Origin of the sequence: Streptomyces sp. NPDC056373 (assembly GCF_042262425.1) — a bacterium.
Taxonomy (GTDB): Bacteria; Actinomycetota; Actinomycetes; order Streptomycetales; family Streptomycetaceae; genus Streptomyces.
Map to the genome: position 1 here is coordinate 1 of NZ_JBHJPX010000027.1, position 12,700 is coordinate 12,700.

Sequence of the window (12,700 nt, forward strand, 5' to 3'; positions counted from 1 at the left end):
TGCTCGTTCGACATGATCTGCAGACCGGGCCGGGCGAGCTCGGCGCGCATCAGCAGCGCCATCACGCCACCGATGACGAAGAACGCGAAAGACGTGGCGAGGTACATCGTGCCGATCGTCTTGTGGTCCGTCGTCGTCAGCCACTTGACCACGACACTGCCGCGGTTCTGGCGCCTGACCGGCAGCTCGTCCTGGTAGTGGGACCCTGCTGCCGCGGCACCCTGGGGTTCGTTGAGGATGCTCACAGGTTGTTCGTCTCCCGGTTCTTCTCGTGGCTCGTCTGCGCGATGCCGGCAGGAACGTAACCGTTCTGCTGCTTGTCCACGAGGTCCTTGAGGTGCTGCTCGTAGCGCTCGGGGGAGACGACCTTCACGTTGAACAGCATCCGAGAGTGGTCGACGCCGCAGAGCTCGGCGCACTTGCCCATGAAGGTGCCCTCCTTGTTGGGGGTCACCTCGAAGGCGTTGGTGTGGCCCGGGATGACGTCCTGCTTCATGAGGAACGGCACCACCCAGAAGGAGTGGATGACGTCACGCGAGGTGAGGATGAAGCGGACCGTCTTGCCCTTGGGCAGCCACAGGGTCGGGCCCGGGTTGCCCGTCTGCGGGTTCCGGGTGCCGGGGGTACCGCAGTCGTTGACGCCGCCGGCGTTGGCCGGGAAGTCCTTCTTGAACCGGTCCGGGATCGCGTCCAGGTCCTTCGAGGTCTTGGCGTCCCCGGTGGAACCGGCGACCGGCTCGATGTAGTTGAAGCACCAGCTCCACTGGAAGCCGACCACGTTGACCGTGACGTCGGGCTTCTTCTTGAGGCTGAGCAGCTCGGACTCGTCACGAGCGGTGAAGTAGAACAGCACCGAGACGATGATGAGCGGAACCACGGTGTACAGCGCCTCGATGGGCATGTTGTACCGGGTCTGCGGAGGAACTTCGACCTTGGTGCGGCTGCGCCGGTGGAAGAAAGCACTCCACAGGATCAGACCCCACACCAGCACGCCGACGGCGAGCGCAGCCGCCCAGGAACCCTGCCACAGGGAGAGGATCCGGGGAGCCTCTTCCGTGGTCGGGGTGGGCATACCAAGGCGGGGGAAGTCTTCCCAGTTGTACGAGCAACCGGTGGCTGTCGCCAAGACCAGGCCCGCGGTCAGTGCCTGCAGCAGCTTCCGCCGCATCGGGCGCCGCGGCGAGCGGTCGGAGCCGTTGGGACTCACGTAGCGCCTTCCCGAGAGTCTCGCCCGCGCGGATCGGCTGCGGCCTGGCCTTCTCGCTGGTCGGTCGCGGCCCTGCGTCGGGCAGGGGTTTGGATGTTTATGCGGACCAAACCCTAGCCGACGCCCTCCGGGGGTTCTCGGGGAGGGGTGCCTACTCACCCGGGCGGTTCGCTGAATTGGCGGCTGCGGGTGGTTTGCGGCTGTTCGCGCCGTTCCCCGCGCCCCTGAGGTTCGCCGTTCCCCCGGACGTTCTAGCGTTGCCGTGTGGGTTACTTCGATGCCGCTTCCGGTGCTCCGCTCCATCCCGTCGCCCGGCAGGCTCTGCTGGCCTCCCTCGATGAGGGATGGGCGGATCCCGCACGTCTGTACAAGGAGGGGCGGCGGGCCCGGATGCTGTTGGACGCGGCGCGGGAGGCCGCCGCCGAGGCCGTGGGGTGCCGGCCGGACGAGCTGGTCTTCACCTCGTCCGGAACCCGTGCCGTGCACACGGGGATTGCCGGAGCGCTGGCCGGGCGCAGACGCGTCGGGCGCCACCTGATCGTGTCAGCGGTCGAACACTCTTCTGTCCTCCATTCGGCCGAGCTGCACGAGGCGGCCGGAGGGTCCGTCACCGAGGTGCCCGTCGACCGGGGCGGGGCGGTGGACCCGGTCGTCTACGGCGATGCCCTGCGCGGGGACACCGCTCTGGCCTGTCTGCAGTCGGCCAACCACGAGGTGGGCACGGAGCAGCCGGTCGCGGCGGTGGCGGAGCTGTGCCGGGAGGCCGGGGTGCCGTTGCTGGTGGACGCGGCGCAGTCCCTGGGGTGGGGGCCGGTGGAAGGGGGATGGTCGCTGCTCGCGGGCAGTGCGCACAAATGGGGCGGGCCGTCCGGGGTGGGGCTGCTGGTGGTGCGCAAGGGCGTGCGGTTCGCGGCGCAAGGGCCGGTGGACGAGCGGGAGTCGGGGCGGGCGCCCGGTTTCGAGAACATCCCGGCGATCGTGGCGGCGGCGGCGTCGCTGAGGGCCGTACGGGCGGAGGCGGCCGAGGAGGCCGTGCGCCTGCGGGGGCTGACGGAACGGATCCGGGCACGCGTGCCGCGCCTGGTGACCGACGCCGAGGTCGTCGGTGATCCGGTGCGCCGGCTGCCCGGGGTCGTCACCTTCTCCTGTCTCTACGTCGACGGCGAGGCCCTGCTGCACGAGCTGGACCGCGAGGGCTTCTCGGTCTCGTCGGGATCGTCCTGCACGAGCAGCACCCTGACGCCGAGCCATGTGCTGCGGGCCATGGGCGTGCTGAGTGAGGGAAATGTGCGGGTTTCGCTGCCGCTCGGGACTGCGGAGGAGGACGTGGAGCGGTTCCTGGACGTCCTCCCCCGGGCAGTGGCGACGGTGCGGGAGAAGCTGGGGGCGCCGGTCTCCGGGACGGTCATGCGGGAGGACGACGTGCTCGTCGTGGACTCCCTGGGCAAGCGGTGCCCGATCCCGGTCATCGAACTCGCCAAGGTCATCGGCGACGTGCCGGTGGGCGGCCTGGTCCGGGTCCTCTCCGATGACGAGGCGGCGCGGCTGGACATTCCCGCGTGGTGCGAGATGCGGGGACAGGAGTATATGGGCGAGGAGCCGGCGGAAAAGGGATCGGCGTACGTCGTCCGCCGGGTGAGCTGAACGCCCTGGGGGCGCGGGGCTGTGTCGACATGCGGCTGCCGCCGCGGGGCGCGACCAGCCCCCACACCCCCAAGACGGCGGATCAGCCCAGACGCCCCCGAACCTCTTCCGCGGCCTCGTCCCCGTACGCCTTGGTGAACCGCTGCATGAAGTGCCCGCGCCGCAGCTGGTACTCCTGCGTGCCCACCGTCTCGATGACGAGGGTCGCCAGCATGCAGCCGACCTGCGCGGCACGCTCCAGGGAGACACCCCAGGCCAGACCGGAGAGGAACCCGGCACGGAAGGCGTCGCCGACGCCGGTCGGGTCGGCCTTGCGCTCCTCGTCGGGCGTGCCGACCTCGATCGGGTCCTCGCCGACCCGCTCGATGCGCACGCCGCGCGCACCGAGGGTGGTCACCCGGTGGCCCACGCGGGAGAGGATCTCCGCGTCGCTCCAGCCGGTCTTGGTCTCGATGAGGCCCTTCTCGTACTCGTTGGAGAAGAGGTAGGTCGCCCCGTCCAGCAGGATGCGGATCTCCTCGCCGTCCATCCGGGCGATCTGCTGGGAGAAGTCGGCGGCGAAGGCGATCTTCCGGGAGCGGCACTCCTCGGTGTGCCGGAGCATGGCCTCCGGGTCGTCGGCGCCGATGGAGACCAGGTCGAGACCGCCCACACGGTCGGCGACGGTCTTCAGCTCGATGAGGCGGGCCTCGCTCATGGCGCCGGTGTAGAAGGAGCCGATCTGGTTGTGGTCGGCGTCGGTCGTGCACACGAAGCGGGCGGTGTGCAGCGTGTCGGAGATGCGGACGGACTCCGTGTCGACGCCGTGCCGGTCGAGCCAGGCCCGGTACTCGTCGAAGTCCGCGCCCGCCGCGCCGACCAGGATCGGGCGGGTGCCGAGCTGCCCCATGCCGAACGCGATGTTCGCGGCGACACCGCCGCGGCGCACGTCGAGCTTGTCGACCAGGAACGACAGCGAGACCGTGTGCAGCTGGTCCGCTACGAACTGGTCGGCGAAGCGGCCGGGGAAGGTCATGAGGTGGTCGGTGGCGATGGAGCCGGTGACTGCGATGCGCACGGCGTGGATTCTCCTGAGGGAGGCGGACCTTGACAGTTCACGCTATCGGGTGGGCTGGGCAGCGCTGAAGGCATCGAAACTACCCGATAGTAGATCTTTCTCGGTGAGCTCGACCGTGCATACGGTGCCGCTATGACGAACCTCAAGGTCCATGCGCCCGTTCCGGTCGATCTCGAAGGCGATCTGGCGTCGCTGCCGGGTGACGGGGCACGGATGGCACCGCACTGGGTGGTTCCCCGGATCACTTCGCGACCGGTCTCCCCGGCCCTGATCCACGGTGTGTCCGTACCTCCGGCGTCGGCGCGGCTGCTCGACGCGATGTCCGACTACGGGGACTGAACGGCGCACTCGCGGGAACCGTGTGCTCCCCCGCTGCGTCCCATCGCTGTCCCCCGTAAAGGGGAGGCGGGATACGACCCACCAGAGGTCCATGGGTGACCGGGCAGGGTCCCATGGGACAGCTGTGCAGCTGAAGGAGCGATGCGGTGAACACCGAGCGACCCGACAACGACGCCGACGCCAGGGAAGCGGCCGGCGCCACCGCAGACGCCCCGAAGGCCGAGGAGCCGGGCACGGAGGCGGCCCGGGCGTCGACGGAAGGCGAGGGGTCGGGCACGGAGGCGGCCACGGCGTCGAGCACCGAGGCGGCCGGGGCGTCGACGGAGAGCGACGGGTCGGCGGAGAGCGACGGGTCGGCGGAGGCCGGGAGCGGGGCCGCCGAGTCTCCCGAAAGCCCGGCCGACGACGAGCAGGCCGCTGAGGCGGAGGTGAAGGCGCAGGCGCCGGCCCCCGCGGTCGTGGAGTCCGGCACGCCGGAAGCCGCGGAGACGGGCACGCCCGAGGCCACGCAGGGCGACGACGGCCGGTCGGCCGCGACCACCGGGGACCGGCAGGGCGACGCCGAGCCGTCCGCGGATGCCGAAGCCGCGACGGACGCCCGGGAAGACGGGGTCGCCACGGACACCCGCGAAGACGGGGACGCCACGGACACCCGCGAAGACGGGGACGCCACGGACACCCGTGAAGGCGGGGACGCCGAGGGCGTTCGCAGCGGCTCGGTGCCGGTGGCGGTGCCGGAATCGGCGTCCGCTCGCGAAGGCACCGCGGACGACACCGAGGCCGGGGCAGCCCGCTCCCGAGCCACCCCCGGACCCGCCGGTGACCTGCCCCGTGACGAGGAGGACCCGGTCCGCCACGGCGGGGGCCGCCCCCGGACCCCCGCGATCATCGCCTCCGTCGCCGCCGCCGTGCTGCTGATCGGAGGTGGCGGGGCCTGGCTCGCCGCCAACGCAGCCAGTGGGCCGGGCGGCGGCACCACCTCCGGGGCGCCCGGCGGGGACGGCACTCCCCCGCCGCTCGCGCTCGACGGCTACTCGGAGTCCACGCCCGGCGGCGGCAACGGCATCGCACCGGGCGAGCCCAACCCCTACGGCGCCACCTACCGCGTCGACGGCCCCCTGCCCGACGGTCCCGGCAAGGCGCCGGTGTACCGGGCGCGGGGTGAGGTCACCGAGGCGGACGTGGCCCGGCTGGCGAAGGCCCTCGGAGTCGAGGGGACGCCGGTGGCGCAGGGCGAGGGCTGGAGGATCGGGGGCCAGGACGGGTCGGGGCCGAGCCTCCAGGTGAACAGGCAGGCACCGGGCTCCTGGACGTTCAGCCGGTACGCCCCGGGCACGGACGACTGCAAGGGCATCGGCACCTGCACGGCGGCCCCGCAGTCCGGCGGCACGCCGGTGAGCGAGGAGGCGGCCGAGAAGGCCGCCGCGCCCGTGCTGAAGGCGGTGGGTCAGGGCGACGCGAAGCGCGACGCGAGCCAGGTCATGGGGGCCCAGCGGGTGGTGAACGCCGACCCCGCGGTCGGCGGACTGCCCACGTACGGCTGGACGACCGGGATCACGGTCGGCGCGGACGGCGAGGTCGTAGGCGGCAGCGGACAGCTGAAAAAGCCGGTGAAGGGCGACACGTACCCCGTGGTCGGCGCCGAGAAGGCGCTGGAGCTGATGAAGGGGCAGCCGAAGAACGACCACCGGATGGGCATCGGCGGCTGCGCGAGCCCCGTGCCGCTGAAGGACCGGCTGGAGCAGCCCTGCGGGCAGCCGGCGAGCGGTGCTCCCGAGCAGGACGGCGTGACGGTCCAGAACGCGGTGTTCGGGCTGGCCTCGCACGTCGTGGACGGGCGGCAGGCGCTGGTTCCGTCCTGGCTGTTCGAGGTGACGGCGCCGGGCGCGAAGGACCCGTTCACGGTGACGTACCCGGCGGTGGAGCCGAAGTATCTGGCCTCCCCCGAGCCGAGCCGGCCGAGCGACAGGCCGACGTCGGCTCCCGGGCCGCGCGAGGTGAAGGTGGACGGCTACCGGGCCGAGGGCGCGGAGCTGACGGTGACCTTCACGGGCGGGGTGTGCGCCGACTACGACGTGACGGCGAGCGAGGGGGCCGACGAGGTGACGGTCACCGTGACGTCGACCCCGTGGCCGGACAAGGTCTGCGTCATGATCGCCAAGCAGTTCCAGAAGACCGTGCAGCTGGACGAGCCGCTCGGTGACCGGGCCGTCGTGAACGAGGACGGCAAGGCGGTGCCGCTGGCGAAGGAGGGTGCGCGGCTGCCGGCTCCCCCGGTGCGGGAGCGGTAGGAGCGACGCACAGCGCGAAGGCGGCGGCCCCGTCGGAGGGGGCCGCCGCCTTCGTCGTGTCCGCGGCCGCCGGTGGCGGCTCGGCAGGCTCAGCTGAAGGAGTCGCCGCAGGCGCAGGAGCCCGTCGCGTTCGGGTTGTCGATCGTGAAGCCCTGCTTCTCGATGGTGTCCACGAAGTCGATCGTGGCACCGCCCAGGTACGGGGCGCTCATGCGGTCGGTGACGACCTTCACACCGCCGAAGTCCTTCTCGACGTCGCCGTCGAGGGCGCGCTCGTCGAAGAAGAGCTGGTAGCGCAGGCCGGAGCAGCCGCCGGGCTGGACGGCGACGCGCAGCGCCAGGTCCTCGCGGCCTTCCTGGTCGAGCAGCGCCTTGACCTTGGACGCGGCGGCGTCGGTCAGGATGATGCCGTCGGTGACGGTGCTGGTCTCGTCCGATACGGACATCTACATCTCTCCCGGGTTGTACGGAGACTGCTTGCCGACGGTTGCAACCGGCGGGGCCGCGGATTCATTCCGGGCCGGGCTCTCGATCCCGGCTCCTTTTCATGCTCGCACACGCGCCGGGAACCGGAAAACGTCTCTTTCCGGGTCTTCCCGGGAATGAACGGCGGCTCACCGGGATTCACGTCACACCGACGCTATGGCCATCGTCAAAGTGACGTGAAGCAGTTATGATAGATAGCGTCAAATCGACGAAAAGTCGCAGAAACAGAAAGGGTGCGTGTCGTGACCACCGCCCAGACCCAGGAGCTCGACGTACAGCCGACGCCCCTCGCCCTGCTGCTCCTCGGCCGTGAGGCCGACCCGAAGAGCGAGCGCGGTGTGGAGTGTCCCGGCGACCTGCCCTCGCCGTCCGACCCGGACCTGGTGGAGCGCGCCCGCAAGGCGAAGGAGAAGCTCGGGGACAAGGTCTTCGTGCTCGGCCACCACTACCAGCGCGACGAGGTCATCCAGTTCGCCGACGTGACGGGTGACTCGTTCAAGCTCGCCCGGGATGCGGCCGCCCGCCCGGAGGCCGAGTACATCGTGTTCTGCGGCGTTCACTTCATGGCGGAGTCGGCGGACATCCTGACGTCCGACGACCAGAAGGTCGTCCTGCCCGACCTCGCCGCCGGCTGCTCGATGGCCGACATGGCGACGGCCGAGCAGGTCGCCGAGTGCTGGGACGTGCTGACCGAGGCCGGGATAGCCGAGCAGGTCGTGCCCGTCTCGTACATGAACTCCTCCGCCGACATCAAGGCGTTCACCGGCAAGCACGGCGGCACGATCTGCACCTCGTCCAACGCCGAGCGGGCCCTGGACTGGGCGTTCGAACAGGGCGAGAAGGTGCTCTTCCTGCCCGACCAGCACCTGGGCCGCAACACCGCCGTGCGGGACATGGGCATGTCCCTGGAGGACTGTGTCCTCTACAACCCGCACAAGCCGAACGGCGGTCTGACGGCCGACGAACTGCGTGCGGCGAAGATGATCCTGTGGCGCGGGCACTGCTCGGTGCACGGCCGCTTCAGCCTGGACTCGGTGAACGACGTGCGCGAGCGGATCCCGGGCGTGAACGTCCTGGTCCACCCCGAGTGCAGGCACGAGGTCGTGGCAGCCGCCGACTACGTCGGTTCGACGGAGTACATCATCAAGGCCCTGGAGGCCGCCCCGGCCGGCTCCAAGTGGGCCATCGGCACCGAGCTGAACCTGGTCCGCCGCCTGGCGAACCGTTTCGCTCCGGAGGGCAAGGAGATCGTCTTCCTCGACAAGACGGTCTGCTTCTGCTCGACCATGAACCGCATCGACCTCCCCCACCTGGTCTGGGCCCTGGAGTCACTGGCCGAGGGCAACCTGGTCAACCGCATCGAGGTGGACAAGGAGACCGAGGCCTTCGCGAAGCTGGCCCTGGAGCGGATGCTGGCGCTGCCGTAACCGTCGTCCGGCCGGCCGTCACCCCGAGCGCGGTGTGCGCTCGGGGTGGGCGGGGTCGAGGCTGAACACCCCGCCGCCCGGTGCGGCCACCACCAGCCTGCGCCCGTCGACCAGCACCTCGGGGCCCTCCCCCTCACCGGGGCTCTCTTCGTCCTCGGCACGCTGCCGAGTCCGCCACAGCCGGTCGCCGGTGCGGGCGTCGAGACCGGCCACGCGGCCGTCGGTGCCCGCCACGTACAGGGTGCGCGTCCGCTCGTCGTACCGGGCGGGGCCCGGCTCCCGGACGCCGGTCCGGGTCCGCCACAGCGTCCGGCCCGACGAGGGGGACACGGCGGTCACCATGAAGGGCGGTGTGCCGATCATCTGGCCGGTCTCGGTGAGCGTCTGGTGGTTCTCCGCCGCGCGGGAGATGCCGAATCGATGACGCGCGGGCCGTCTTCGGCCAGCAGGACGTTGGCCGGCTTCAGGTCCCGGTGCACCACACCGGCCCGGTGGATGTCGCGCAGCGCCTCCACCAGCCCCAGGGCGAGGCCGCGCAGTTCGGCCTCCGGCAGGGTCGCCCCGGTCGCGGATCCGCCGGGCGAGCGAGGGCTAGGGGACGAACTGGGTCGCCATCCATGGCCGGACCGCGTCCGGGTCGGCGTCCAGGACGGGGGCTGTGAAGGCTCCGCTGACCTTGCGGACCGCGGCGACCTCCTGCCGGAAACGGGTGCGGAAGACGGCGTCCGCGGCGTACTGGGCGTGGACGACCTTGACGGCCACGTCACGGCCCGAGCGGGCCCTGGCCCGGTAGACGACGCCCATGCCCCCGGCTCCGAGCCGGTCGAGCAGCCTGTAGCCGCCGACCGACTCCGGGTCGTCGCTGTGCAGCGGCACGCCCGAATCCCCTTCCCCCGTAACGCCGTTCGGGGCCACAGGATAAGAAACGGGACATGGCGGCGGCCGGGCACCGGCCGTCACAGGTCCGGTGCCCGGCCGCCGTCGGGTCAGGACGTCACACGCGTGCGTGCTCCGGTTCCGTCGCGTCCGTCCGCTGGGCCGGGAGGCCCTTCTTCGCCGCGCGCTTCTTCGCCCGGCGCTCCTTGCGGAGCTCGACCATCGCGTAGAGCGTCGGGACGAGCAGGAGCGTGAGCAGCGTCGACGTCACCAGACCGCCGATCACGACCACGGCCAGCGGCTGGGCGATGAAGCCGCCCTCGCCGGTGATGCCGAGGGCCATCGGCAGCAGGGCGAAGATCGTTGCCAGGGCGGTCATGAGGATCGGGCGCAGCCGGTGCCGGCCGCCCTCGATCACGGCCTCGACGACGCCGTGGCCCTGCTTGCGGTACTGGTTGATCAGGTCGATCAGCACGATCGCGTTCGTCACCACGATGCCGATGAGCATCAGCATGCCGATCATGGCCGGGACGCCCATCGGGGTGCCGGTGGCGATCAGCAGGCCGATCGCGCCGGTGGCGGCGAACGGGATGGAGACGAGCAGGATCAGCGGCTGGACCAGGGACCTGAAGGTGCCGACCAGCAGCATGAAGACGATCGCGATGGCCGCCAGCATCGCCAGGCCCAGGTTGACGAACGCCTCGTCCTGGTCCTCGGAGACACCGCCGATCGACGCCGTGGCGCCGTCCGGGAGCTTCAGCGCGTTGATCTTCGACTGGAGCTGGGCGCTGACCGCGCCGGTGTTGTCGCCGGTCGGCTTCGCGGTGATGGTGGCCGCGCGCCGGCCGTCGATGCGGGTCATCGACACCGGGCCGTCGACCTGCTTCACCGTGGCGATGTCGCCGAGCTTCACCGCGCCGCCCAGGCGCAGGTCCTGAAGCTGCTTCAGGGTCCTGGCGGGCTTGGCCGAGCGGATGACGACGTCGCGCTCGGTGTCGTCCAGGACCGCCTTGGCAGCGGTGGTGCCGCGGACGGCCTGTGCGACGGCCGCGCCGAGGGTCTGGTCGTCGAACCCGGCCGCGGCCGCCTTGTCGTTGGCCTTGACCGAGATGCGCGGGACGCTGGTGGCGAGGTCGCTGGAGACGTCCGTGACGTCGTCGAGGGAGGCGACCGACTTGCGGACCTTCTCGGACGCGGTGCGCAGGACGCCGGCGTCGGCGGCCTTCACGACCACGCTGAGGTCCTGGCTGCCGAAGCCGTCACCGGCGGCGACGGTGGTCGTGCCGATGCCCTTCAGACCGGCCAGGCCCTTCTCGATGCCGCTCTGGACGTCCTCGTAGGACGCCGAGTCGTCGAGCATCACCTGGTACGAGGCCTGGTTGGTGTCCGTGCCGCCGCCGAAGGCCGCCATGAAGCCGGACGAGCCGACCGTGACCTGGTAGTCCTTCACGCCCTTGGTGCCGGCGAGCAGCCGCTCGACCTTCTTGGCCTGGGCGTCGGTCGCGGACAGGCTGGTGCCGGGCTTCAGCTCCTGCTTGACGGTGAGGACTTCCTGCTCGCCCTGGTCGAAGAAGTTCGTCTTCAGCAGCGGCGCCATGCCGAACGTGCCGACCAGGACGACGATCGCGAGGGCCACGCTGGTGAGGCGGCGGCGGGTCGCGAAGCGCAGGACGGGGACGTAGATGCGCTGGAGGCGGCTCTTGGCCTCCTTCTCCTCGGCCAGCCGACGAGCCTCGGCCGCGTCCTCCGGGGTGCCCTTGGGCGGGCGCAGGAACCAGTACGAGAGCACCGGCACGACCGTCAGCGAGACGAGGAGGGACGCCAGCAGCGCGGCCGTCACGGTCAGGCTGAACGAGCCGAACAGCTCGCCCACCATGCCGCCGACCAGGCCGATCGGCAGGAACACCGCGACCGTGGTGAGCGTCGAGGACGTCACCGCGCCCGCGACCTCACGGACGGCCTGGAGGATCGCCGAGTGGCGCTCCTCGCCGTAGCCGAGGTGGCGCTTGATGTTCTCCAGGACCACGATCGAGTCGTCGACGACACGTCCGATGGCGATGGTCAGGGCGCCCAGGGTGAGGACGTTCAGCGACAGGTCACGCGTCCACAGCACGATCAGGGCGAGGACCACGGACAGCGGGATGGACACCGCCGTCACCAGGGTCGAGCGGATCGAGGCCAGGAAGACGAGGATCACCAGGACGGCGAAGAGCAGGCCGAGCGCGCCCTCGGTGGTCAGGCCCTTGATGGACTTGGACACGGCCGGGCCCTGGTCGCTGACGACCGTGAGGTTCGCGCCGGAGCCGAGGTCCTTGCGCAGGCCCGGGAGCTTGTCCTGGACGGCGTCGGAGATGGCGACCGCGCTGCCGTCGCGGTCCATCGTCACGGCGACCGAGAGGCTCGGCTTGCCGTCGGTGCGGGTGATGGAGTCGGCCGTGGCCTCCTGCTGCTTCACGGTGGCGACGTCACCGAGCCGCACCGGCTTGCCCTTGCCGGGCTCGCCCGTGACCATCAGGTCCTGGATCTGCTGGAGCGAGGTCAGGCCGCCGCCGACCTGGACGGTGCGGTTGGTGCCGTCCTCGTCGAAGGAGCCGGCCGGGACGGTCGCGCCGCCCGCCTGGAGCGCCTGGGAGAGGGACTGCGAGGTCAGGCCCGCCTTGGCCAGCTTCGCGTCGTCGGGCGTCACGGTGACCTGGAGGTCGCGCACACCGTCGACGGTGACCTGGCCGACGCCGTCGATGCTCTTCAGGTCCGGCACGACGGTCTTGTCGAGCTGGTCGGCCAGGGCCTGCTGGTCGCGGCCGGAGGTGACGGCGAGGACGACGGTCGGGATGTCGTCCGTGGAACCGGCGATGACCTGCGGGTCGACGTCGTCAGGGAGCTGGACGCGGGCCCGGTTGACGGCCTGCTGGACGTCGGCGACCAGTTGCTCGGTGTCGTTGCCGTAGTCGAAGGACGCCATGATCACGGCGTTGCCCTCGCCGGCGGTGGAGGTGACGCCGCTGATGCCGTCGACGGCTTCGAGGGTGTCCTCGATGGGTTCGACGACCTGCTTCTCGACCACGTCCGGTGACGCGCCCTGGTACGGCGCCAGCACGGACACCATGGGCAGTTCGATGGTGGGCAGCAGCTGCTGCTTGAGCTGGGGTATCGCGATCGCCCCGAAGACGAGCGCGATGATCGAGATCAGTCCGATCAAGGCCCGTTGCGCGAGGCTGAACCTGGACAGCCAGGACATGGGTGAGGGTCTCTCTTCTGTTTAACGGCAGAAGCGGCAGCGGACGCGCAGATGAGCGCCCGCCCCTACACCCTGAGCCATGCGGGAACCGGGTTTCGTAGGCCCCAGGTCCAAATCCTTATACGGCGCATACTC

General features: G+C 70.8%; 8 protein-coding genes and 2 pseudogenes. 4 read left to right on the top strand and 6 right to left on the bottom strand.

Annotation, left to right across the window (positions count from 1 at the left end; all coding sequences use genetic code 11):
* Together ACFCXS_RS37405 and coxB are read right to left on the bottom strand one after the other, a co-directional pair.
* Positions 1–245, bottom strand: a pseudogene (locus ACFCXS_RS37405) (cytochrome ubiquinol oxidase subunit I); the annotation flags it as partial.
* Positions 242–1,207: a cytochrome c oxidase subunit II gene (coxB, locus tag ACFCXS_RS37410; protein ID WP_376647804.1), complete on the bottom strand. Its 966-nt coding sequence runs from the start codon at positions 1,205–1,207 to the stop codon at positions 242–244. The gene coxB and the pseudogene ACFCXS_RS37405, both read right to left, overlap by 4 nt.
* A gap of 264 nt (positions 1,208–1,471) precedes the next feature.
* Between coxB and ACFCXS_RS37415 the strand changes: the two genes are divergently transcribed.
* Entirely contained in the window at positions 1,472–2,851 is a 1,380-nt protein-coding gene (locus ACFCXS_RS37415) for a cysteine desulfurase/sulfurtransferase TusA family protein (RefSeq protein WP_376647805.1), read from the top strand.
* 82 nt (positions 2,852–2,933) lie between these two features.
* Here ACFCXS_RS37415 and ACFCXS_RS37420 read toward each other — a convergent pair whose 3' ends face one another.
* The gene (locus tag ACFCXS_RS37420) at positions 2,934–3,908 is read right to left on the bottom strand and encodes a carbohydrate kinase family protein (protein WP_376647806.1); all 975 of its coding nucleotides are present in this window, start codon (positions 3,906–3,908) and stop codon (positions 2,934–2,936) included.
* A 132-nt stretch (positions 3,909–4,040) separates the two neighbouring features.
* Here ACFCXS_RS37420 and ACFCXS_RS37425 point away from each other — a divergent pair, with 132 nt between their 5' ends.
* On the top strand, positions 4,041–4,247 hold the full coding sequence (locus ACFCXS_RS37425) for a hypothetical protein (protein ID WP_376647807.1): 207 nt from the start codon (positions 4,041–4,043) through the stop codon (positions 4,245–4,247).
* 146 nt (positions 4,248–4,393) lie between these two features.
* Positions 4,394–6,538 carry a hypothetical protein gene (locus ACFCXS_RS37430; RefSeq protein ID WP_376647808.1) on the top strand — a complete coding sequence of 715 codons (2,145 nt, stop codon included), beginning with the start codon at positions 4,394–4,396 and terminating at the stop codon, positions 6,536–6,538.
* 89 nt (positions 6,539–6,627) lie between these two features.
* Here ACFCXS_RS37430 and ACFCXS_RS37435 read toward each other — a convergent pair whose 3' ends face one another.
* On the bottom strand, positions 6,628–6,984 hold the full coding sequence (locus ACFCXS_RS37435; protein WP_031109243.1) for an iron-sulfur cluster assembly accessory protein: 357 nt from the start codon (positions 6,982–6,984) through the stop codon (positions 6,628–6,630).
* 282 nt (positions 6,985–7,266) lie between these two features.
* Here ACFCXS_RS37435 and nadA point away from each other — a divergent pair, with 282 nt between their 5' ends.
* Positions 7,267–8,451 carry a quinolinate synthase NadA gene (nadA, locus tag ACFCXS_RS37440; protein WP_352101140.1) on the top strand — a complete coding sequence of 395 codons (1,185 nt, stop codon included), beginning with the start codon at positions 7,267–7,269 and terminating at the stop codon, positions 8,449–8,451.
* 18 nt (positions 8,452–8,469) lie between these two features.
* Here the strand turns inward: nadA and ACFCXS_RS37445 are convergent.
* Positions 8,470–9,327, bottom strand: a pseudogene (locus ACFCXS_RS37445) (protein kinase).
* Between the two features lie 118 nt (positions 9,328–9,445).
* Complete coding sequence (locus ACFCXS_RS37450) at positions 9,446–12,565, bottom strand: efflux RND transporter permease subunit (RefSeq protein ID WP_376647809.1); 3,120 nt, start codon at positions 12,563–12,565, stop codon at positions 9,446–9,448.
* Positions 12,566–12,700: the final 135 nt, after the last annotated feature.

Excerpts from the sequence above, each read along its gene's own strand:
- ACFCXS_RS37425 (WP_376647807.1), top strand. The coding sequence starts at position 4,041 with ATGACGAACCTCAAGGTCCATGCGCCCGTTCCGGTCGATCTCGAAGGC.
- ACFCXS_RS37450 (WP_376647809.1), bottom strand. The coding sequence starts at position 12,565 with ATGTCCTGGCTGTCCAGGTTCAGCCTCGCGCAACGGGCCTTGATCGGA.
- ACFCXS_RS37435 (WP_031109243.1), bottom strand. The coding sequence starts at position 6,984 with ATGTCCGTATCGGACGAGACCAGCACCGTCACCGACGGCATCATCCTG.